This window comes from Photorhabdus aballayi (assembly GCF_026153155.1).
Taxonomy (GTDB): domain Bacteria; phylum Pseudomonadota; class Gammaproteobacteria; order Enterobacterales; family Enterobacteriaceae; genus Photorhabdus; species Photorhabdus luminescens.
The window spans coordinates 75,661-97,919 of record NZ_JAPFCD010000014.1; the positions used below are offsets into that span (position 1 = coordinate 75,661).

Sequence of the window (22,259 nt, forward strand, 5' to 3'; positions counted from 1 at the left end):
ATAGCAACAAAATTACTAGCAACATAGTAGCAGGGGCGTAAATCATTTATATCATTTCAAGCTTAATCGAATGTATAACTTGTCCGTGGATGGCGGAGAGCCGGAAGATTTTATCTCCCCCACCTCGATTATTTCCCTGAATTTCCTGTGCATTCTTATAGGAGAATTCACCTACACAATATTTGATTGCATTTTCACCTGGAGGACGATAGTAATCTTGAAAAACCCAAATGATATCTCTATACCCTCCTAATACAAATATTCTAAATGCTTTCCAAGACTCACTTTGATCACCAATCCAGGGGACCCGCAAACTACCATGCCAATATCTATTCCTTTCAATCACAGTCCCAACATTACTGTCTTCACCGTTTATAATAACCATTGAATCTCCGGTTATATTCTCAATAGTCTTAATTGTTGTTACAGAGGCCATATGATATTCCTTTCGTTAATATTATTTTCACCAAATTAAATACAGCGATTTCACAAATACAATTTTCCGCATTAATATTGTAGGCAATAAACATCCTTATTAAGAACTTATTTTATATTATTAAATTAAGGAAAAAGAAAAAGTGAGTTTTATTATCTTCGCTTATAAAAAAACAGGTTATTAATGATAAAAATACGAAATTATATAAATTCAATTTCCATTGACATTATAAATCAACAAATTATATATGCCAAGTTAAGCTTTCCATATTGTAGATAAAATTCCATTAAAGTTATTTAATTCTCTATTCCAGCTATGAAAATTATTACCAATTTATATCAGATTCATCTACTTTAACAATCTTATATGAAAACCAACAATTTATGGCCATCAAACAGAACACACATGAAAAAGTGTAATGCGATCAACTCCCTTATATCAGCTACATAGGATACCAACAGTATGTTGTCCCCCTTACTTAAAGCTCGCCAATCCAACAAAACTCCGCAGTGTTCGGCCTTATGCAAAACGATGGCAATAGCAGAACATCAGTTTTATACATACAATGCAATAATTTCTTATGGATAGAATAAACAGGTAATACATTTTCCTAAATAAATTGCAGAAAACTATTATAGCTCTTACCAGAATCATCAAGAAATGCTAAAGTTGAACTATATGAATATTTCAAATGAGCATGCCATATGATCCAGGAAAAACGTGTTATTCGTCGAATCCAGTCTGGTGGTTGTGCGATCCACTGTCAGGATTGCAGTATTAGCCAGCTATGCATTCCTTTTACCCTGAATGAGCACGAGCTCGATCAGCTTGATAATATCATTGAGCGTAAGAAACCTATCCAGAAAGGCCAAACGTTATTTAAAGCAGGCGATGAGTTGAAATCTCTTTATGCTATCCGCTCTGGCACAATTAAAAGCTACACCATTACGGAAGAAGGTGATGAGCAAATTACAGGTTTCCACCTCGCAGGGGATTTAGTCGGTTTTGACGCTATCCTCAACACTCAGCATCCAAGTTTTGCTCAGGCCCTGGAAACATCTATGGTTTGTGAAATTCCGTTTGAAACACTCGATGATCTATCCGGCAAAATGCCTAATCTCCGCCAACAAATGATGCGCTTGATGAGTGGGGAAATTAAAGGCGACCAAGAAATGATATTGTTGTTATCTAAGAAAAACGCCGAAGAACGATTAGCCGCATTCATTTATAATCTCTCTCGTCGTTTCGCTCAACGTGGTTTCTCACCAAGAGAATTCCGTTTAACCATGACTCGCAGTGATATTGGTAATTACTTAGGTTTAACAGTTGAAACTATTAGTCGTCTGCTTGGGCGTTTCCAGAAAAACGATATTCTCGGTGTAAAAGGTAAATACATCACGATTGAAGACATGGATAAATTGTCTGAGTTAGTCGGAAAAAAATCTGTTTCAATTTCCTAATCTTAAAACCAGATCACCCTATTTTGTTGATCTGGTTCTCCTCTGACCTGTTCGGTTTGCTTATATTGGTTTATCTTTAGTATTGAAACGTGAGTATTGAAGCGTGTTTTGTCTAGCCTCTGTGAGGATACCATTATGGCAAACTATCAAAACCTTTTAGTTGTAATTGACCCAAGTCAGGACGATCAACCGGCATTAAGACGCGCAGTTTATATAGTGCAACGCAACGGCGGCCGGATTAAAGCTTTCTTGCCCATTTATGATCTCTCTTATGAAATGACCACCTTACTCTCCCCAGAAGAAGGCAACGCTATGCGTAAAGGTGTTACCAGCCAACGCACCGCCTGGCTTAAACAACAAGCGTACTACTATCTGGAAGCCGGTATTGATATTGAAATAAAAGTGGTATGGCATAATCGACCTTATGAAGCGATTATCCAAGAGGTCATTACAGATAATCATGATTTACTTCTGAAGATGACACATAAACATGACAAACTGGGCTCCTTGATTTTTACCCCACTTGACTGGCAATTACTCCGCAAATGCCCATGTCCGGTATGGATGGTAAAAGATCAGATATGGCCGGACCAAGGCTCGGTTGTCGTCGCGGTCAATTTGTCTAATGAAGAATCATATCATCATGAACTGAACCTGAAACTGGTTAAGGAAACTCAGGAACTGGCAAACCGGGTAATGAAAAACCCAGAAATTCATTTAGTCAGCGCTTACCCTGTCGCACCACTGAATATCGCTATTGAACTACCCGATTTTGACCCAAGTGTTTATAACCATGCTCTACGCGGTCAACACCTTATTGCCATGAAAGAGTTACGCCAAAAATTCTGCATTGATGAAAAATATACTCATATCCATGAAGGACTACCGGAGAGTGTTATTCCTCAAATGTGCGATGAGATGAATGCAGGCATTATTGTTCTTGGCATCCTCGGCAGAACCGGACTATCCGCCGCTTTTCTGGGAAATACCGCTGAACATGTGATCGACCATCTTAAATGTGACATTCTGACGATCAAACCTGATGGTTTTGAATGTCCAATTAAAGCCGCTAAAGAGTGATAGTAACAGTATGATAAATATTCATTTGGCGATAAAACCCGAAACAGATTTTCTCCCCGAGTTTTATCGCCAGATAAACGGCTCAGGCAATGTCACACCCAGGATCTCCTCACGGGCTATACGCCAAAAAAGACGAATACCCGCTTTAACTTGATAAGTTTCTTTTCCCAATACCTTAAAGATTAGACCACACTGATTAGGTAAACGACTGGTACCACTCGCTATACCCGTTTCAGCATCGTACTGAGGAGTCATGCGCGCCAGAATACGATCATGGTGAACCTGAGGTGTCAGCAAGATCACGTTACCGAACACATGGAACGGCCCCATCACCCCCACACTGTTTAATGGCTGCTTTTTAGGCTCCAGTACATAACGCTCTGCAAACAATATCTTGCCATCGAAATCAGTTGCCGTAATGCGTGATGAATAAACATCAAATTTAAACCCCTGATCAGCAAGGTGGTATTTGCGACCGGACATAATTATCTCAGAATAAATCAAGGTGGCTGTCGGATGAATGGTGATCTGAGTGTCGGTAATAAACCGAGAACCACTATGAGGTATAACTGGGTCGGGCATCATTTCCAGATAGCCTCCCTGCTCTATCTGGATAGTTTGCACTTGCGCTGCGTAGTTATTCACCATCGAATGAATCTTAGTCGCCGATTGGGTCGTGACATGACCAAACGCCTCTGGAGCGACATGAATGTCCAGCGCCAATCTATCTCCTTGCAGGATACATCCCGACGTGGAGATCATAAATACGCACGGCATCTGCGGTAGCGCCTCATCCCAATACAGCGCCCGCTGTACCAAATAAGGAACCCGGCGTTGCATTTGCGCCAAAATGCTCCGATCGCCACGCCGGGCAAATCCCAACCGTAGATAGCCACTTTTACCGACATCACCGCTTGCCATCTGCGGCGGTTCATCCTGAAATCGTGCCAGTTCCGGCGCGTTGATGCCAAGATTATTCGCCCGTTGACACACTTCTCCAATATTTTGCGGTGAGCTGGTGGAAGTCATTGCGTCGCCTGTAATGAATGAGTGAACAGGAAATCACGCATGATCATATTTACCAACGTTTCAACACCTTCACCGGTTTTGCAATTGGTAAGGATATAAGGGCGCTGACCACGCACAACTTGAGTGTCATGTTCCATCACCGCCAAGCTGGCGCCAACATAAGGCGCTAAATCAATTTTGTTGATCACCAGAATATCGGCCTGTACCAGACCCGGTCCGTTCTTGCGCGGAATTTTCTCCCCTTCCGCGACATCAATGACATAAATATAAAAATCTGCCAACGCTGGGCTAAAAGTAAGTGTCAGGTTATCACCACCACTTTCAATCAACACAACATCGCTGTCAGGAAAACGCGCTTCCATCTCCTCTACCGCCGCAATATTCATACTGGGATCTTCGCGCACCGCTGTATGAGGGCAAGCACCGGTTTCCACACCAAGTATCTTTTCTTCATCTAAAATGCCTTTCAAGGTACGTTTAACCTGTTTAGCATCCTCAGTGGTAACAATATCATTGGTGATAATTAAAGGTTTTATTCCGCGTTGAATCAAAATAGGTGTGATCACTTCAATAACGGCAGTCTTGCCTGAACCCACCGGACCGCCAATACCAATTCGGGTAATTTTTTTCACAAGATTTCCTCACACGATTAAGAGGTGGTTAAAAGCGATATCAAGAGCAAGTTAGTTACTGAACAGCCGGGTAAATGCGCTAACGTGCAGTGCTGCCAGAACATCGGTCATAGGTGCATACGATGTCATCTGTTCAATCCCCCCTTTTTCCGCCTCATCGCAAAACAGTTCAATATCTTGATTCAATGAGAACAAGATACGTTGAATTTCAATATGGGTAACACGCATCAGGCGTATAGCCGCACTGAGTATCGTCATCGCAACGCCATATTGATGCATGACGATCACTTCACGTGGAGCAGCACCCAATGCGCTCATGACGACCGCCAAAGTAATCGGATAGGTACCTGCGGCAATATCGCTCTTTATTTGTGCTAGCCACCATGCAATTAACGACTCACCGGTAACTTCAACTGCCATTTCCGCTAACTTTTTCCCCATCCGCGTAACCATAGTGCGACTTTCTTCATTTAGTTTGCGGTTAAATACTGCCCAATCATAGGAGATAGCGGAGTCATGCTGTCCACAATTCAATGCCTGACACGCGGCCACTACTGCGCGGCCATCACTACTTACCGCCTGTAACAACGCTGTTCGCGTAAATTCGCTTAACGTTGCTACGTCATACACGATTTTGCTCTGAATGGCTGATTCCAGACCGTTCGAAAAAGAAAATGCGCCAACAGGCAGCACTGAATCAGCAAACTGCATGATTCTAATTAGGCGGAGCGCATTCATTTTAGTTTGATCACATGCTGGTTCAGAAACGTGTTATCAACATGAACGTGTGTCGCGGAATCCTCTGCACCGCCAAATAATAAGCGAGCCTCTGAGTTGTTAAGAGAAGGCAATATTTCTTCGCCTTTAACAAAGGAGTAAGGCAATGCATGAAAACCGTGAGTTCTCATAACTGAATCCATGACCTTAGTTGACACTGTCAGCGGAATATAAATCTGGTTATTTTTAATCACTGACTTCCAATGCTGGTTACCTAAAGCATGGCCAAGTTCAAAGCTGGTTTTCATTACCGTCTCCAAATCTAATGACAGCAATGATTTCAGATGAATAACCATCACATCACGCAAGCTCATTTGAACAATAACCGCCAATCCTTTAGCCTCGTCCCACAGTAAAACGTCGCCATCAGACAATACCTGATGACGGTCAAGGGAAATGCCTAAATCCAATCCGTTAAGGGTGGATTTACGACAACGGCTTTTTTGCGCTTCCCATTGCGAAAGCACCAAGATATCCGGCGAGATCCCCTGCAAGCGATCTCGCCAGAAAACATCCTTTTTGACATTACCAAGAATCTGTTCAATAACAATCATAAGATAATCCTCTGAACGCATGGATCGGTTAATCCGGCCAGAAAAATATTCTCTGACCGGCAGTAAAAAATAGATTAACTAAAGAAGTAGCGCTGATTGAGCGCGACTGTCCTGACCGGTTTTACTGTGGCATATTCACCATTCACCTTGACGGCAAAGGTTTCTGCATCCACTTCAATAGTAGGCGTTTCAGCATTACGCACCATATCTTTCTTAGAAATAGCCCGGCAATTGCGCACCGCCATAACTTGACGTTCCAAACCAAGGTTCTCTTTTACCCCCAGTTCCATTGCCGCCGGTGATACAAAAGTGACACAGGTTTCCTGAAGGGTTTTACCCAATGCGCCAAACATCGGACGATAAAATGTCGGTTGTGGCGTCGGCAGTGAAGCATTTGGATCTCCCATCACCGCCCAATTAATCATACCGCCCTTGATGACCAACTTAGGCTTTACACCAAAGAAACGGGGTTCCCACAACACAAGATCAGCCATTTTGCCCACTTCAACTGAACCGAGTACGTGGCTTATTCCCTGAGCAATAGCCGGGTTAATCGTAATTTTGGCGACGTAACGTAACACACGGAAATTATCGTTATATGCTGCATCTTCCGGCAACTTGCCACGTGCTGCTTTCATGGCATGAGCAGTTTGCATCACCCGTAGCCAGTTTTCCCCCACGCGCCCCATCGCCTGGGAATCACTGGAAAACATCGACAGTACGCCCATATCGTGCAAAACATTCTCCGCAGCAATAGTCTCTGGACGTACACGGCTTTCCGAAAATGCAACATCAGCCGGTACTTTAGGATTAAGGTTATGGCAAACCATAATCATATCAAACAGTTCTGCCTGACTATTGATACCGTAAGGCAGCGTAGGATTGGTCGAACTGGGCAACACATTCATCTGGCTGGCAACTTTAATGATATCCGGCGCATGTCCGCCACCGGCGCCTTCGGTGTGGAAAGTATGAATGGTGCGACCTTCAAAAGCATCAATGGTATCCTCAACATAACCGCCTTCATTCAAACTATCGGTATGCACTGCCACCTGGATATCCATTTCATCCGCTACACGTAAAGCATTACGCAACGCCGAATTAGTCGCGCCCCAGTCCTCATGCACTTTTAACCCGGCAACACCCGCCTTGATCTGCTCAACCAAAGGCATTGCCACCGCAGCATGGCCTTTTCCCAAAATACCTACGTTAACCGGTAAACTTTCAAAAGCACGCAACATGCGGTGGATATGCCACGGACCGGCGGTAACAGTGGTGCCATTAGTACCATCAGTGGGGCCGACACCACCGCCAAAGAACGTCGTCACACCATTGGATAAAGCATGTTCAGCCTGTTGAGGAGAAATAAAATGAATATGGGTATCAATGCCAGCAGCCGTGAGGATGAGATGCTCACCGGATATAGCATCAGTACTAACACCAACCACCATACCGGGAGTAACGCCATTCATCATGTTAGGGTTACCGCTTTTACCTATCCCGACAATGCGTCCCCCTTTTATGCCAACATCCGCTTTAATAACGCCTTGCCGAGCATCCAAAATAGTGACGCTGGTAATCACCAAGTCCAAGACGTTTTCGCTGGTCATACGGTTATCCGCACCCATACCATCACGCAGCGATTTACCTCCGCCATAGACCGACTCATCACCATAGCCACGCAGATCTTTCTCAATTTCAATAAATAGATTGGTATCGCCCAAGCGGATCTTATCGCCGGTCGTGGGGCCAAAAAGACCTACATATTCCTGTCGGGAAATGGTTGGCATAGTTTATTCCTTTGTTCGAAAACCATAGGATATATACCCGTTATCTTTCAAGCTGCCTCTTTGTTGGCTGCACTCACTCACCCCGGTCACATAGTTATCTATGCTCCCGGGGATTCGTTCCCTTGCCGTCGCGATGCAACTTGAAATCCATAGGGTATAACTCAATTCTACTACCCGGCATGTAACCAGGTTTTTTCCACCGGCTCATCAATAGCAACCTGACTTTTACCTGCCCAACCATCGACTAAGTTATTAAATCCATAAACGTTTTGTTTCCCGCCAATCGGGATTAATGACACCTCGATTTCATCACCGGGTTCAAAACGGATAGCGGTTGTTGCTGTGATATTAAGTCGTTTACCAAACGCAGCCGCACGATTAAATTGCAAAGCTTTATTTACTTCAAAAAAATGGAAATGAGATCCCACCTGAATAGGGCGATCACCTGAATTACGAACTTTTAATTGAATAACCGGGCGATCTTCATTAAAGGAGATCGGGTCTCTAGCCAGAATATACCCCCCCAACGGAGTAATATCTTCTTTATTATTTATTTCCATCGGAAAATCTCCACGTTAAGGCGTAAGCCAAAACATAAACTAATATTTTGTCTAGATAATTTTTCCTACTATTTATAATTTATTTAAACAATTATTGAATGGGATCATGCACCGTGACTAAGCGACTGCCATCAGTAAATATTGCTTCAACCTGCACATGCGGAATAAGATCAGCCACGCCATCCATCACATCTTCTTTAGTCAGAACATGCCTGGAATCATCCATCACTTCTTCCAATGTTTTTCCCTCTCTAGCGCCTTCCAATGCCGCCGCAGTAATAATCGCGACGGCTTCAGGATAATTGAGTTTTAAGCCGCGAGACTTACGCTTTAATGCGACATCAGCCAGTGTATATACCATGAGTTTTTCGATTTCCCTTGGCGTTAATTGCATAAAACCCCCTAATCATTGGTTATTCCATACGGTCACACTGCTATGTCAATATATAACTTAATACGATTTTTCCAACAGACTTTATTCAAAAGCTGCGGTCCCTATCCGAATATTGATTTAGATAATCTTTTAGTAAAAAAGCTTTGACACAAAGACCATAATATGTCAATTAAGATCATTCTTCTCAACACAGGTTAGTCCTCTTACCTCTTATTTAAATTTATCCAAGGTAATATTACAAGCTGATTAGTATGCCTACGTCGTAAAAAAATTATAGGTCATGAAGTCAGAAAATACTTACTGTTTTTTTGAACTTCTAACAATCCCCCATAAGGCGGGTTTTACATTTACAGATTTACAGGTATTCCATATTATGAATAATCTAACGGATAAAAAACGTGCTGTATCTCTTCTTGTTGTTCTGATTGTCGCCAATGTACTGGCTTGGGTTTGGGCATTTATCGCTTTTCGTCATCATGCGATTATGATGGGGGCAGCCCTGCTAGCTTACGGTTATGGATTGCGCCATGCGGTGGATGCTGATCATATCGCCGCAATTGATAACGTCACCCGTAAATTGATGCAACAGGGTAAATCACCGATTGCCGTCGGTGCTTTCTTTTCTCTTGGGCACTCTACCATTGTTATTCTGGCTTGCTTCGCCATCGTTTTGACCTCAATGGCGTTTAAAGATCAAATGGGCTGGGTTCATGACTACGGCGGCATTGTTGGCACTTTAGTTTCTGCTTGTTTTCTGCTAGCAATAGCGCTGATTAATTTGCTGATATTAAAAAGCGTTTATCAGAAGTTTCAAGAGCTCAAACGTGGCAGAAATCTGGCTAAAAGTGATTTAACTGAGCTGGAAGCAACGCCGGGAGGGATCATGACGCGCCTGTTTCACTCAGTCTTCCGACTGGTAAGCAAAAGCTGGCATATGTATTTGGTCGGTTTTCTGTTTGGATTGGGCTTCGACACCGCCACCGAAGTTGGGCTATTGAGTATATCTGCCGCCGGTTCTCTCAGTGGGCTTCCTCTGTGGTCGTTGATGGTATTCCCAGCGCTATTTACCAGCGGTATGGCGCTCATTGACTCACTGGATAATTTTGTGATGGTGGGAGCCTATGGTTGGGCGTTTTCCCAACCGACACGTAAACTCTACTACAACATGACCATTACCGCGGCTTCCGTTGCCGTAGCGCTGTTCATTGGTGGATTGGAAGCGCTTGGACTTATTGCTGAACAATGGGATTTGCATGGCTTTTTCTGGGACACCATTGGGACATTAAACGACAACATGGGCAATGTTGGTTTTTGGGTCGTCGGAATTTTCATTCTGTTCTGGACCTTATCAGTGATGAATTATCGCTGGCGGGGGTACGATACGCTGGAAATTAAATAACAAACGCAGAACTCTTCACATAACCGTGCGATGTATTACATCCTGAAACGTTGCTATTCTTACTTCCCAATGGCAACGTTTATTTTATTAGTGACATTTGTAGAAAGATTATGCATAAACAAACTAATACTCTGAAATCCAGACAACAATTTTTACGTGATGCAGAAAACGCTTGGTTAGAATATGAAGCTACCGGCTTGCATTTAACTGGCAATGAACTTTCTAACTGTTTAGACGCTATTGCACGTGGCGAGGATAAGGATCTCCCTGAATGCCACCTGTAGTCTGGCACTAAAGGATAAGTTTGGTTGAGGGTTAGAAATTACTCCAACTTACTCTGTCTCTCAATCAGGATATGATTGAGAGACAGCAAAACTTAACCAGAGTTTTGTAAGTTAAAACAATAGAAAATCACAGTGCGCGCAGGATTGCCTCTACACTCGCTTTCGCATCACCGAACAACATCTGACTGTTGTCTTTAAAGAACAATGGGTTTTGCACACCAGCGTAACCTGTGTTCATAGAGCGTTTGAACACAACAACATTTTGTGCTTTCCAGACTTCCAAAACGGGCATACCCGCAATTGGGCTGTTGGGATCTTCCTGTGCCGCAGGGTTAACGGTGTCGTTGGCGCCAATGACCAACACAGTATCGGTATCAGAGAAATCATCATTGATTTCATCCATTTCCATAACAACGTCGTAAGGCACTTTCGCTTCTGCTAACAGCACGTTCATATGCCCAGGCAAACGCCCCGCAACGGGATGAATACCAAAACGGACATTAACTCCCTTCTCTCGCAGTTTAGCTGTGATGTCATGTACCGGATATTGCGCCTGTGCAACAGCCATACCGTATCCCGGCGTGATGATAACCGAAGTTGAGTTTTTCAATAGTTCAGCAACGTCTTCCGCGGTGGTTTCGCGGTACTCGCCCATCTCCTGTTCATCACCGGTTGAAGAACCATCAGTACCAAACCCGCCTGCAATCACACTGATAAAAGAGCGGTTCATAGCCTTACACATGATGTAAGAGAGAATTGCCCCCGAAGAACCCACCAGTGCACCTGTTACAATCAACAAATCATTGCTCAACATGAAACCCGCGGCGGCGGCGGCCCAGCCCGAATAGGAGTTCAGCATTGAAACCACCACTGGCATATCCGCACCACCGATGGAAGCAACCAAATGCCAACCAAACGCCAATGCGATTGCTGTCATGAGCAACAACGTGAACACTTGCAGGCCCGTACTTTCCGTTTTCACAAAGGTAATTAACAGCACAAAGGAGATAACAAGCGCTGCAAGGTTTAATTTATGACGATTTGGCAACATCAACGGCTTAGAGGACATTTTTCCACATAACTTACCAAATGCCACAACAGAACCGGTGAAGGTAACCGCACCAATGAAAACGCCCAGGAAAACTTCTGTTAGATGGATATTTTCCATCACAGGTTCCGCAAAACTATCATGAGCAATAAAGCTATTAAAACCGACCAGCACGGCGGCCAAACCAACAAAGCTGTGCAGAATAGCAACCAATTCCGGCATTTCAGTCATTTCAACTTTATTTGCCAGACGAATACCAATAACCGCACCGATCACCATCGCCAGAATAATCCAGACAACACTTCCGGTATCAGGCCCGAAAATAGTCGCAATCAATGCGATTGCCATCCCGGTGATACCAAAAATATTTCCGCGTTTAGAACTCTCATGACGAGATAAACCTGCCAGGCTGAAAATAAATAAAATGGCGGCAACAATATAGGCTGCTGTAACAACTCCACTCGACATTAGTTACCCCTTAGTCCTTACGAAACATTTTCAGCATACGTTGAGTGACAGTGAAGCCACCGAAGATATTAATGCTGGCAATAAGAACAGCAATAAATGAGAAGAAACTTACCCATCCGCCATTGCCAATTTGTAATAATGCCCCAACGACAATAATCCCCGAAATGGCATTAGTTACCGACATTAACGGTGTGTGCAAAGCATGGCTGACATTCCAAACCACGTAATAACCCACCACACAAGCCAATGCGAAAACAGTAAAGTGGGATAAGAATTCTTTTGGCGCAACATTGGCTAACCAACCGAATAAGATAACAGCCAATGCCAATAAACCATATTTCAACCAAGGTGAAACAGGTTTCGCCGCTGGCTTTTCTGCTTTAACTGATGCCGGTTTTGCCTGTGGCTGAGCTGAAACTTGAATGGGTGGCGCCGGCCAGGTAATTTCGCCCTCTTTAACGACTGTCACGCCACGAATAACAACATCGTCAAAATCAATATTGATTTCGCCATTTTTCTCTTTGCACAGTAATTTCAGCAAATTAACCAGGTTAGTGCCGTAGAGTTGTGAAGATTGTGTTGGCAAGCGGCTTGGCAAATCTGTGTAACCAATAATTTTCACGCCATTTGCAGTAACAACTAATTTATCTGCTTGCGTTAATTCGCAGTTTCCTCCCGTCTGAGCGGCCAGATCAACAATCACACTACCCGGCTTCATGGATTCAACCATCTCTTTAGTGATAAGACGTGGAGCCGGTTTCCCTGGAATTAACGCTGTTGTTACAATGATATCAACTTCTTTTGCCTGTTCAGCAAAAAGCGCCATCTCCGCTTTAATGAAAGCTTCAGACATGACTTTTGCATATCCGTCGCCACTACCGGCCTCTTCTTCAAAATTCAGTTCAAGAAACTCTGCTCCCATGCTCTGAATTTGCTCTTTAACTTCAGGACGAGTATCAAATGCACGAACAATCGCGCCCAGACTACCCGCAGCGCCCACAGCAGCTAAACCAGCAACACCGGCGCCAATAATCATCACCTTGGCTGGCGGGACTTTCCCTGCCGCAGTAATCTGACCAGTAAAGAAACGACCAAATTCGTGAGCCGCTTCGACTATTGCACGATAACCCGCAATATTTGCCATAGAACTCAACGCATCCAGCGATTGCGCTCTGGAAATACGTGGTACTGAATCCATAGCCAACACCGTGACTTTGCGGTCTGATAACTTCTGCATTAACTCAGGGTTCTGTGCCGGCCAAATAAAACTAACCAACGTACTCCCTTCTTTCATTAATGCTATTTCGTCATCCTCAGGAGCATTAACCTTTAAAATAATATCTGAACGCCAAATATTATGACGATCAGTAATTTCAGCACCTACTTGTTGGTAAGCACTATCCTCAAAGCTGGCTAAATGCCCTGCTCCATTCTCAACAACGACATTAAATCCCAATTTCAGCAGGTGTTCCACTGTGTTCGGTGTGGCTGCAACACGTGCTTCATTGACAAGTCGCTCCTTCGGTACACCAATACGCATAATGTTCCCTTCCTAAAGCCTAAGATTAATGATGATTATTGCTTGCTACAGTCGATTTAGCGACTAAATTAACTTTATTACTGCCATCAGTAAAATCTATCAACAAATATTTTGATAACCAACTGAAAATATTATCGGTGATCGATCGCTAATAGGTAAAAAAATAACTAAGTGGTATTACCGGTGCAAAGCGCACTTTTAACTGGACCACTCCCTATTTTGATAAAAACTTATGACGCCCTATTCTATAAACTTGCATTCATTCATACTGATAGCATAAATTCGTGGGACATTAGCTATTATTACATGTAATAATTACCGGCTATGTGATACACAGCCATGTTCAGCAAGTTACAACTATTATTTAATGCGCAAGGTGGAAGGATTTTTTATGAAGCTGAAAACAACGATCATTGCAGCAGCGGTATTCTCATTAACGGGTATTACCACTGTTCAAGCAGCTCAGGAGTTATCCCCGGAGAAAGCAGCAGAGTTGAAACCGTTTAAACGTATTACGGTTACCGGCCCTTTTAATGCCATTTATGAAGCTGCCGATGCAGTTTCCCGTCGTGCAGACAAAATGGGGGCAGATGGGTTTTATATTCAAAGCCTTGATGATCTAAATAATAGTGGCAACCTGCGCGTTATAGCGGATCTGTATCACAAAGATGCAGAGAAAATTGACAGTTCACCTAAATATCGTCTGTTTCGCGGCATCAAAGAATTACCTAAAGCAGAAGCTGTAACGCTGGAACCATTCGATACAGTCACTATCAGCGGCTTTTACGACAATGAACCCGATTTGAAGGAAGTCATTGCAAAAGAAGCCAAGAAAAAAGGCGCAGCGGCTTTTTTTATTGTTCGCCAGGTTGCAATGAATGATGGCGGTAATCAAACAGTTACAGCTTATATTTATAAGGATGATGCGCCAAAACGCCAAATTCAGACTGATGAAGCTGTTATCCCGGTAGATTCCGATTCTGGACGCACTGCGTTGGCTGCTGGTGGCGAATCGGCTAAGAAAGTAGAAATTCCTGGTTTAGCCTCTTCAACTTCAACCAGTAATTCTGTTGGCCGTTTCTTTGAAACCCAGTATTCTAAAGGTGAACGTTACACGGTAACTCTTCCTGACGGTACGAAAATTCAAGAATTAAATAAAATCAGTGCTGCTCAAATGGTCCCTTTTGATTCCATCACCTTTTCAGGTTACTACAACAGCATGCCTGATGTTTCCTATGAAGTTGCTAAACGTGCTGCGGCTAAAGGTGCTAAGTACTATCATATTACCCGTGAATGGCAATCCAGTGGTGGAAGCTCCACTATCAGTGCAGATCTGTTCAAATAACCTATACCCGTCATCTTTCAAGTTGCCTCTTTGTTGGCTGCACTCGCTCACCCCGGTCACATAGTTATCTATGCTCCCGGGGATTTGCTCCCTTACCGTCGCGATGCATCTTGAAATCCATTGGGTATACAACCAAAAAACAAAAAAAGGCACACATGGTAATCATATGTGCTTTTTTTACTTATATACCCGTTACCTTTCAAGCTGCTTCTTTGTTGGCTGCGCTTACTCACCCCGGTCACATAGTTCGCTATGCTCCCGGGGATTCGCTCCCTTGCCGTCGCGATGCATCTTGAAATCCATTGGGTATAAAGATAATGAAGTTCTTCAAATTAGTCAGCGGATTCTAACTTCGAACCGATACAATCAATGGCGTTCTGTATCGTCACTATTTTTTCCGCTTCTTCATCATCAATAGTTATTCCGAAATGCTCTTCCAGAGCCATAATCAGTTCAACATTATCTAACGAGTCGGCACCTAATTCCTCAAATGTTTGTGTATTAAGAATCTGGGTTTCAGGTATTCCAAGTTGTTCTGCAACAACACTCTTGACACGATTCTCTAAATTTTCCACGCTGTATTTTCCTAGATGTACCAATTACGAGGGGAAACAGGTTGTTTCCCCATTCTTCATTAACACTAAGATTAAATATTTACACGACAGTCAGGTGCATGAATGCCCCGGTGAATCTGGCACTTTCAGGGATAAAACATAACAGACGCTGATCTTTCTTCAATTTACCCGACTTCATAAGCTCATCCAACATGATATAAATAGAAGCCGATCCGGTATTTCCTTTCATTGTTAAGTTAGTAAACCAACGCTCTTGTTCAATACCAAAATTAATATCTTCAAGACCCTGGGCAAATTTCATGCGGAAATATTCAGATGAGTAATGAGGCAAGAACCAATCAATAGATTCTGCCGATAAGTTACGATCAGCAACTATCCGTCTCAATGGTTCGGTAAGTGTATATTTAACGACCCTTTCATTTAAATATCTAACATCTTGTTTGATGCAGAAAACAGAATATGCAAGCCAATCAGCCTGATCCATTTGTGACCAGCCTTTCAAACTGCCATCTGCTAATTTTTCTCCACCTGAGTACATACAGGTCTCTTGCTCATTAGCAAAAGAGTAAATATCTATCCAGTCAATTCGTAATGAAACACCATCAGGTCGAGGTTTATTTTCAAGTAAAGCAGCGCCGGCGCCATCAGAAAGCATCCAACGCAGAAAATCTTTTTCAAAAGCGATTTCAGGGCGTCGTTCCAGTTCTGCAACCCGAGCTTCGTTTTCGCTCTGGAAATTGCGGGCATGCAATACAGTGGAAGGTACTTCCGACGTTGTTGAAACCGCGTTACTTGTCGTTCCCGAGAGAACGGACAAATAAGCATATTTCATCGCTGTCATACCCGCAGCACAAGCACCGGCAGTTGAGATAGCTTCACATGGTTTATTTTTGATCTCTCCATGAACCATAACACCATGACCCGGTATAATTTGATCAGGAGTACCACTGCTTGCTGCCAGACTTTGCATATCACTTAAAGAAAAATGTTCATCAACCAAACCTTTTATTGCTTCAGCCGCTAATTGAGCAGATGTATAAGTTGTCTCGCCTGTCTCCGGATCCAGGGCATAATGGCGATATTTGATACCATTATTACGAAGGACTATATGGCGAGATCTTGATGGACGGCCACCAACAAAACCAAGAACAGATTCCATTGTATTATTATCTATCGGGTTTCCCGGCATAAACGCGGAAACTTTAGTGATATAAACGTTGTTACTCATTTACTTATTTATCTCCTTATCATCATAGCGGGCAGAACCTGAAGGTTGTTCATAGTATTTCTGTAATTCATTAAGACGCTCTTTAAGTAATGGGGCAAGCAAACGGCGAACAACCACTGAAATAGGAAAAACAACTAGCACCATCAATATCAAATAGGTTACAAACAACGCTAATAAAGAGCGTCTTACCCATATTCCTCGTTTGCCCACACGGCAAATCAGCCCGGACCAAAATCTAAATCCTCGATGCGCCGCACGTTCACCGAAAATAAAAGCTTGGTCGACAACCGCCGCTCCCAGACCTTTCAACATTGGAGCATCAAGTTTCTCTTTATCCGTTTTGAGCGCTGCCAACAATGCATCGCCAAAACGTGTAGCATCTTTAACGTCTTCCTCCGATACGCCTGCCCGCGGTAAGCTAGGAAATGGCTGTCTTCTTCCTGTCATTAGCCATATCGGAGTTGTGAATACTGTTGCAAAAAAGTTTGCTTTATCAACAAAAACCACGTTATCGCGCAAATACGCTCCACTTTCATGCAACAATCTTTTGACAGTTTCCTGAGCTATCAACCACATATTTCGGCAAGCAATAACTGTCACTACCGGTCGACCATTAAGTAAACGTTTTCCTTCTTTACTCTTAAGAAATGCTGTTATCGGAGGAGCTGGCGATAAATACCAAACCTGGTAGCCTAATATGACCAAATCAAAAGGTTCTTCGTCTTCCAGATTCAAAGGCGCTAGCTCAGGCGGATGTAACTGCACTGTTTCTGGGAAAACATCAACAAATTTGGAAAACTTCCAGGGAAACGCAAATTCTGGAATCGGTTTCAAAACAACTTCACGGATGTATATCTCGTCAGACTCTTGCAGGGGTGAGATTAAGCTTTTTACCACCTCGATCAATTGGCCGCTTTGGGAATACGACACTACAAGAACACGTTTCATATGTTCTAACCTTTATGAATATTTAATACTGAGCCATTCATCGGCACCTAAAAGATAAGAATTTGAATGACAGTTGTCCTCTAACCATCTGAGAATATTTTTTGGCATATGCACATATAATCATTCCTGAAAATTAAAAACATATACAAGAAAATAAGTTAATAAATGGCAGAGTAATATTTTCACAAACAATATAAATCAAAGCAGTCGTTGTCAACATGATTTTTTTATTTTTATATAAGATTAGTTTTATATCACATTGTAGAAAACTAATTAGTTACTCATGAAAAAAATTAATAAAAAATACATTAACTTAAATATAAAATTAACAACACCAATTAAAACAAAAAAATATTATAATTAAATCAATAAATTAAAAAAACATTCCACATGTTTTAATTTGATAAGATATTCATAACATTATGAAACTACATACTCAATAGATTAATTTAATAATCTGACATGAAAACAAGAGATGATTATTACTTAGCAGTAATATTACATAACAAAATAAAAATCAGAGATAAAACTTTATCTTTCATAACTATTTTTATTAAACTTTGATAACCATCGAAAAAATTAAAATAAAAAGTACTTAATTAGTAATAACACCATAGTGCTTCACACTTATCACCTATTTACTTCAGTACAACAAACAACTTTATAAAAATAACTCATATAAGCTTATAAAAATAAATTGCCTCTCACCACACTTAATCATCACCAAATTCACTATCAAACAATGCATAAATTTTATAGTTATTTGCATAGAAAACCATTGCATCCAACCCATACCCTTCGTAGAATCCCCCCTCCATTTCTAGGTTCAATCAGTCTGTTTTTCCGTTCTGTACAGCTTGGAAGCAATGAAAACCCGATACCCAGTTCATCTTTATGATCAGGGTAATGAACTGGCTAATAATGCAGTTTTATGTCACATTAGGAACATAATCTTTGGAAAAGAAACTAGGTCTCACAGCTCTCACTGCTCTGGTACTCAGCTCTATGGTCGGTGCGGGTGTTTTCAGCTTACCGCAGAATATGGCTGAAATCGCCAGCCCAGCCGCGTTAATGATCGGTTGGGGAATAACAGGCGTCGGTATCCTGTTCCTGGCTACCGCACTGCTACTGCTCTCTCGTCTTCGTCCGGATCTTGATGGAGGGATTTTCACTTATGCCAAAGAAGGCTTTGGTGAACTAATAGGCTTCTGCTCTGCCTGGGGATATTGGTTATGCGCGGTTGTTGCCAATGTTTCTTATCTGGTTATCGTTTTTGCCGCCCTGAGCTTCTTTACTGATAAAGAAGGCATCGTCATTTTTGGTGATGGCAATACTTGGCAGTCCCTATTGGGAGAATCTATTCTACTCTGGTTCGTTCATTGGTTGGTACTCCGCGGCGTTCAAACCGCAGCCGGAATCAACAAATTAGCGACAATGGCAAAATTGCTGCCTTTAGGCGCTTTTATCATACTTGCTGCCATAGCCTTCAAAATGGATATCTTTAATCTCGATTTTAAAGGCATCGATCTAGGCGTTCCTGTCTGGCAACAAGTCAAAGACACTATGTTGATCACCCTCTGGGTTTTTATTGGCATTGAAGGTGCTGTTGTGGTTTCAGCTAGGGCGAAGAAACGGACAGATGTTGGTATTGCGACCATGCTGGCTGTCGTTGCGGCATTAGCAATATATATATTGGTCACCTTACTCTCCCTCGGATTAGCGCCACGACCTGAGTTAGCAGAAATGCGCAACCCATCAATGGCAAACCTGATGGTAGGACTTGTTGGTTCCGCAGGTGAAATCATTATTGCTGCCGGATTGATTATCTCCGTCTGTGGCGCTTATCTGAGTTGGACGATCATGGCGGCAGAAGTGCCATTTATCGCTTCCCAACACGGCTCTTTTCCAAAAGTATTTAGCCAGCAAAACCGCAATAATGCGCCATCGTCTTCATTGTGGTTCACTAATAGTGCTGTGCAGCTCTCTCTCGTTTTGATCTGGTTAAGTGGAAGCAATTACAATTCATTACTGGCAATTGCATCAGAGATGATTTTAGTACCCTATTTCCTTGTCGGAGCATTTCTTTTAAAAGTCGCTTTTGATCGTAGCAATAAAGGATTATTACTCATTGCTGCTGGAGCTTGTATTTATGGCATATGGTTGCTTTATGCATCCGGTTTGATGAATTTGCTATTATCTGTCGTTCTCTATGCGCCGGGTCTCATTGTTTTTCTGTATGCACGCCGTCAAAACCCACAGAGAAATAGCTTACGTCTGGCTGAAAAGCTCACTATTGTCGCATTGCTGATCACCGCAATTCCTGCTACTGGGTTACTAATCAACTAATCTCGTCAGATTCAGGCCATTACTTTCCTGTGATGGCTTTCTGAATTTTCATATAGCAGTTTGTTTAGTTTTTCGTTGTTCTGTCATATTTTTTTGGTGTTATATTTAATAGTATGTTGTAACTAATATTGTTAATACAACTTGATTGGTATGGTTCCTTAGCCAATTCTGTTGAATTTGAAAGGTAGATGTATTCCAGATCATCATCGGCAAAGGTGTAAAACTTGAGGTAGGATGCCTATTTTACTCTATTGGAATTGTCTCTGATTGGGGCATTCGCACTAAAACAAATTCGATACGAATGCCCCGATAAAGACTGGATATTGTCCTTAAGTTATTTCAGTTTGTCGGCCCAATCGGCGATTGCATTTGCTGTCTCAATAGGCTTCTCAGCAGGTAGTGCATGGCTGGCCCCTTCAATCACTGCGACAGTAACGCGCTTACCGAACTCATCCTTTGCCTCCATCCGAGACGTTTCAGGTCGAAATGGGTCGGAACCCGCTTGTAGATCAAAGATTGGCGCCGCCCCGCCAGCCCACCAATCCTCGCGATTGGTCAGCTTGCGCGCAGCGGACTGGCTTTTTATAACATCAGAATGCCAACCCTCAAGCCAAGGTGTCGGGTCATTACCTTCCGCAAAGAAGGCAAGTCTAAGTTTCGCCAGCCGCTCCTCGCGGGTGGATTTCGGATCACTAATCACAGTGATCGCATCCGAAAGCTCTGAGGGCCAAGATTTCGCCGCCCCTGCCAGAAGCACTATGCCACGCGTCATTTCGGGATAATCCGCGGCAATCGTCTTAGCGATCCAGTGGCCATAAGCGTGCCCCACTACGATTGCCTTACCTCCTTCCGCCGCAACCACAGCCGCAAAATCGTCGGCAAAGTCGTGGAAGGTCACGTTTTCCATCGGACCGGTTGACCTTGATATTCCACGTGGCTCCGGCAGAGCAACACGGTAGCCGCGCATCGCCAGTCGATCTGCAAGCGGCGCGAACTCCGCCGTTCCTCGCCCGGTTGAAGCAATCACCATGAGCAATGGCCCTTCCCCACGTACCGAATATTCGATTGATGCTACGCCATTGGTGACGGTTTTTTGCTCTACTTGCATGGCCGAAGCGGGACACGCAACTGCAAGTACAATGGACAAAAAGCCCAATACAAAGACGAACTGTTTCATTTTCCTTCCTTATAGTGTTAATTGCGTTGAGGGTTCATAACGTCAACTAAAATAGAAAGATCACATGAGAAAACTATAGAATAATTTTATCCAGATGACTTACTCTATCAAAATAAACTTCTCAGAGAAAAAATGACAGCGAGAGGTAATAACATGAAAGTAATAGCACAAAAAAATAAATTCTTAAGCGTGATAAATTAATTGTGATTTATATCACAGTTAATTTTATAACCAGTTATTAATTAAAAGATATTCTCATTAATTAGCATAATGATTTATTACATACAATAAATCACATTAATATTAAAAAATAATCCTGTTTAAGAAACAAATACAGATAAAAGTCTTAAATATAATACATTATCCAGTCATTCTTTGGATTTTTGCTAATTAATCGCTATGATCACCTAGCTTTATCCTAAAAAAGACACAACTTGAGTTATCGTTGTTGTTATTGGGTAAAAGCTATAAATATTTACACGCTGTATTGATGTTTATACAGTTCCCATTAGATCAGTATTTCTGTTTCCCTGACGCCATGCCCGGCAGGGTTAGGATCTATTTAAAATGAAAACTAAACTGATTATTTCATGCTTACTTGCATCTTCTGTATTTATTTCTGTAGCAAATGCAGCCGACGGAAAAATCAACTTTACAGGTAATATCATCGCAAATGCCTGTAAAATCGATACTGACTCTGCAAATCAAAATGTAAACATGGGAACAATTAGCTCAAATGCATTTAGTGGTGTAGATAGTACCGCAGCAGCAACACCCTTTAGCATTAAGATGAGTGATTGCCCACCAGAATATACCCATGCACAAGTCAAATTTGACGGGCAGATAGATAATAGAAATAACAATCTTCTGGCCTTATCCAATGACAAAGGCCAGGCAGTCGCCGATGGTGTTGCTATTGGTATCTATGAAGAAGATAATTCAACTCTGATTCCTTTGGCAAAAGCTTCCAAATCTCAAGCTTTTACTGACCAAAAAACAGCAGAACTGAAGTTCATTGCAAAATATGTTGCTACAGCTCAAGCAATTGGCCCTGGCTCAGGTGATGCAGTCGCCAATTTTACGATTGTTTATAACTAAGACAGGCTAAATTTAGAACATATACCCTATGGATTAAGAAGCAACTTGAAAGATAACGGGTATAACTTCATTCACGTTTTGTTTCTAATAA

The 22,259-nt window shown here is 42.4% G+C and carries 21 protein-coding genes; 7 read left to right on the forward strand and 14 right to left on the reverse strand.

Annotated elements, in window-relative coordinates:
* Positions 1 to 46: 46 nt before the first annotated feature.
* Positions 47 to 436, reverse strand: a complete 390-nt coding sequence (locus OO184_RS09815; RefSeq protein ID WP_265379022.1) for a hypothetical protein — start codon at positions 434 to 436, stop codon at positions 47 to 49.
* A 704-nt stretch (positions 437 to 1,140) separates the two neighbouring features.
* Between OO184_RS09815 and fnr the strand changes: the two genes are divergently transcribed.
* The gene (gene fnr / locus OO184_RS09820; RefSeq protein ID WP_265379023.1) at positions 1,141 to 1,896 is read left to right on the forward strand and encodes a fumarate/nitrate reduction transcriptional regulator Fnr; all 756 of its coding nucleotides are present in this window, start codon (positions 1,141 to 1,143) and stop codon (positions 1,894 to 1,896) included.
* Between the two features lie 135 nt (positions 1,897 to 2,031).
* On the forward strand, positions 2,032 to 2,976 hold the full coding sequence (gene uspE, locus OO184_RS09825; RefSeq protein WP_265379024.1) for a universal stress protein UspE: 945 nt from the start codon (positions 2,032 to 2,034) through the stop codon (positions 2,974 to 2,976).
* Between the two features lie 63 nt (positions 2,977 to 3,039).
* On the opposite strand, the gene OO184_RS09830 is transcribed toward uspE, so the two are convergent.
* The 7 genes from OO184_RS09830 to OO184_RS09860 form a co-directional block, all read right to left on the reverse strand.
* Positions 3,040 to 4,005: an urease accessory protein UreD gene (locus OO184_RS09830; protein ID WP_265379025.1), complete on the reverse strand. Its 966-nt coding sequence runs from the start codon at positions 4,003 to 4,005 to the stop codon at positions 3,040 to 3,042.
* Positions 4,002 to 4,637, reverse strand: a complete 636-nt coding sequence (ureG, locus tag OO184_RS09835; RefSeq protein WP_011146430.1) for an urease accessory protein UreG — start codon at positions 4,635 to 4,637, stop codon at positions 4,002 to 4,004. The genes OO184_RS09830 and ureG overlap by 4 nt, the downstream gene beginning before the upstream one ends.
* A 51-nt stretch (positions 4,638 to 4,688) precedes the next feature.
* Entirely contained in the window at positions 4,689 to 5,375 is a 687-nt protein-coding gene (locus OO184_RS09840) for an urease accessory protein UreF (protein ID WP_265379026.1), read from the reverse strand.
* Entirely contained in the window at positions 5,372 to 5,968 is a 597-nt protein-coding gene (locus OO184_RS09845; protein WP_265379027.1) for an urease accessory protein UreE, read from the reverse strand. The genes OO184_RS09840 and OO184_RS09845 overlap by 4 nt, the downstream gene beginning before the upstream one ends.
* A 74-nt stretch (positions 5,969 to 6,042) precedes the next feature.
* Positions 6,043 to 7,758: an urease subunit alpha gene (locus OO184_RS09850; protein WP_265379028.1), complete on the reverse strand. Its 1,716-nt coding sequence runs from the start codon at positions 7,756 to 7,758 to the stop codon at positions 6,043 to 6,045.
* A gap of 170 nt (positions 7,759 to 7,928) precedes the next feature.
* Positions 7,929 to 8,318 (reverse strand): urease subunit beta, encoded by a 390-nt coding sequence (locus tag OO184_RS09855; protein WP_265379029.1) that lies wholly within the window; start codon positions 8,316 to 8,318, stop codon positions 7,929 to 7,931.
* A gap of 91 nt (positions 8,319 to 8,409) precedes the next feature.
* Complete coding sequence (locus OO184_RS09860) at positions 8,410 to 8,712, reverse strand: urease subunit gamma (protein ID WP_011146425.1); 303 nt, start codon at positions 8,710 to 8,712, stop codon at positions 8,410 to 8,412.
* A gap of 373 nt (positions 8,713 to 9,085) precedes the next feature.
* On the opposite strand from OO184_RS09860, the gene OO184_RS09865 reads away from it, so the two are divergent.
* Positions 9,086 to 10,111 (forward strand): HoxN/HupN/NixA family nickel/cobalt transporter, encoded by a 1,026-nt coding sequence (locus OO184_RS09865; protein WP_265379030.1) that lies wholly within the window; start codon positions 9,086 to 9,088, stop codon positions 10,109 to 10,111.
* Between the two features lie 110 nt (positions 10,112 to 10,221).
* Complete coding sequence (locus OO184_RS09870) at positions 10,222 to 10,395, forward strand: hypothetical protein (protein ID WP_265379031.1); 174 nt, start codon at positions 10,222 to 10,224, stop codon at positions 10,393 to 10,395.
* Between the two features lie 127 nt (positions 10,396 to 10,522).
* Here OO184_RS09870 and pntB read toward each other — a convergent pair whose 3' ends face one another.
* Together pntB and pntA are read right to left on the reverse strand one after the other, a co-directional pair.
* The gene (gene pntB / locus OO184_RS09875) at positions 10,523 to 11,911 is read right to left on the reverse strand and encodes a Re/Si-specific NAD(P)(+) transhydrogenase subunit beta (protein ID WP_265379032.1); all 1,389 of its coding nucleotides are present in this window, start codon (positions 11,909 to 11,911) and stop codon (positions 10,523 to 10,525) included.
* Between the two features lie 10 nt (positions 11,912 to 11,921).
* Positions 11,922 to 13,451, reverse strand: coding sequence for a Re/Si-specific NAD(P)(+) transhydrogenase subunit alpha (gene pntA / locus OO184_RS09880; protein WP_265379033.1), 1,530 nt, complete (start codon positions 13,449 to 13,451; stop codon positions 11,922 to 11,924).
* A gap of 391 nt (positions 13,452 to 13,842) precedes the next feature.
* Between pntA and ydgH the strand changes: the two genes are divergently transcribed.
* Positions 13,843 to 14,796: a DUF1471 family protein YdgH gene (gene ydgH, locus OO184_RS09885; protein WP_265379034.1), complete on the forward strand. Its 954-nt coding sequence runs from the start codon at positions 13,843 to 13,845 to the stop codon at positions 14,794 to 14,796.
* A 332-nt stretch (positions 14,797 to 15,128) separates the two neighbouring features.
* Here the strand turns inward: ydgH and stlE are convergent, their stop codons facing one another.
* From stlE to stlC, 3 genes are all read right to left on the reverse strand, one after another.
* Positions 15,129 to 15,371: a stilbene biosynthesis acyl carrier protein StlE gene (gene stlE, locus OO184_RS09890; RefSeq protein WP_049581707.1), complete on the reverse strand. Its 243-nt coding sequence runs from the start codon at positions 15,369 to 15,371 to the stop codon at positions 15,129 to 15,131.
* A gap of 79 nt (positions 15,372 to 15,450) precedes the next feature.
* The gene (stlD, locus tag OO184_RS09895; protein ID WP_265379035.1) at positions 15,451 to 16,599 is read right to left on the reverse strand and encodes a beta-ketosynthase StlD; all 1,149 of its coding nucleotides are present in this window, start codon (positions 16,597 to 16,599) and stop codon (positions 15,451 to 15,453) included.
* Entirely contained in the window at positions 16,600 to 17,547 is a 948-nt protein-coding gene (stlC, locus tag OO184_RS09900; protein WP_265379036.1) for a stilbene biosynthesis aromatase StlC, read from the reverse strand.
* Positions 17,548 to 18,501: 954 nt separating this feature from the next.
* On the opposite strand from stlC, the gene OO184_RS09905 reads away from it, so the two are divergent.
* A complete protein-coding gene (locus OO184_RS09905) occupies positions 18,502 to 19,893 on the forward strand; it encodes an amino acid permease (RefSeq protein WP_265379037.1) in 1,392 nt (463 codons plus the stop codon).
* Between the two features lie 334 nt (positions 19,894 to 20,227).
* Here the strand turns inward: OO184_RS09905 and OO184_RS09910 are convergent, their stop codons facing one another.
* A complete protein-coding gene (locus OO184_RS09910) occupies positions 20,228 to 21,070 on the reverse strand; it encodes an alpha/beta fold hydrolase (protein ID WP_265379038.1) in 843 nt (280 codons plus the stop codon).
* 567 nt (positions 21,071 to 21,637) lie between these two features.
* Between OO184_RS09910 and OO184_RS09915 the strand changes: the two genes are divergently transcribed.
* A complete protein-coding gene (locus OO184_RS09915; protein ID WP_265379039.1) occupies positions 21,638 to 22,168 on the forward strand; it encodes a fimbrial protein in 531 nt (176 codons plus the stop codon).
* The last annotated feature ends 91 nt before the right edge of the window (positions 22,169 to 22,259 follow it).

Coding starts and splice junctions, on each gene's coding strand:
- OO184_RS09815 (WP_265379022.1), bottom strand. CDS start 436: ATGGCCTCTGTAACAACAATTAAGACTATTGAGAATATAACCGGAGAT.
- fnr (WP_265379023.1), top strand. CDS start 1,141: ATGATCCAGGAAAAACGTGTTATTCGTCGAATCCAGTCTGGTGGTTGT.
- uspE (WP_265379024.1), top strand. CDS start 2,032: ATGGCAAACTATCAAAACCTTTTAGTTGTAATTGACCCAAGTCAGGAC.
- OO184_RS09830 (WP_265379025.1), bottom strand. CDS start 4,005: ATGACTTCCACCAGCTCACCGCAAAATATTGGAGAAGTGTGTCAACGG.
- OO184_RS09840 (WP_265379026.1), bottom strand. CDS start 5,375: ATGAATGCGCTCCGCCTAATTAGAATCATGCAGTTTGCTGATTCAGTG.
- OO184_RS09845 (WP_265379027.1), bottom strand. CDS start 5,968: ATGATTGTTATTGAACAGATTCTTGGTAATGTCAAAAAGGATGTTTTC.
- OO184_RS09850 (WP_265379028.1), bottom strand. CDS start 7,758: ATGCCAACCATTTCCCGACAGGAATATGTAGGTCTTTTTGGCCCCACG.
- OO184_RS09855 (WP_265379029.1), bottom strand. CDS start 8,318: ATGGAAATAAATAATAAAGAAGATATTACTCCGTTGGGGGGGTATATT.
- OO184_RS09860 (WP_011146425.1), bottom strand. CDS start 8,712: ATGCAATTAACGCCAAGGGAAATCGAAAAACTCATGGTATATACACTG.
- OO184_RS09865 (WP_265379030.1), top strand. CDS start 9,086: ATGAATAATCTAACGGATAAAAAACGTGCTGTATCTCTTCTTGTTGTT.
- OO184_RS09870 (WP_265379031.1), top strand. CDS start 10,222: ATGCATAAACAAACTAATACTCTGAAATCCAGACAACAATTTTTACGT.
- pntB (WP_265379032.1), bottom strand. CDS start 11,911: ATGTCGAGTGGAGTTGTTACAGCAGCCTATATTGTTGCCGCCATTTTA.
- pntA (WP_265379033.1), bottom strand. CDS start 13,451: ATGCGTATTGGTGTACCGAAGGAGCGACTTGTCAATGAAGCACGTGTT.
- ydgH (WP_265379034.1), top strand. CDS start 13,843: ATGAAGCTGAAAACAACGATCATTGCAGCAGCGGTATTCTCATTAACG.
- stlD (WP_265379035.1), bottom strand. CDS start 16,599: ATGAGTAACAACGTTTATATCACTAAAGTTTCCGCGTTTATGCCGGGA.
- stlC (WP_265379036.1), bottom strand. CDS start 17,547: ATGAAACGTGTTCTTGTAGTGTCGTATTCCCAAAGCGGCCAATTGATC.
- OO184_RS09910 (WP_265379038.1), bottom strand. CDS start 21,070: ATGAAACAGTTCGTCTTTGTATTGGGCTTTTTGTCCATTGTACTTGCA.
- OO184_RS09915 (WP_265379039.1), top strand. CDS start 21,638: ATGAAAACTAAACTGATTATTTCATGCTTACTTGCATCTTCTGTATTT.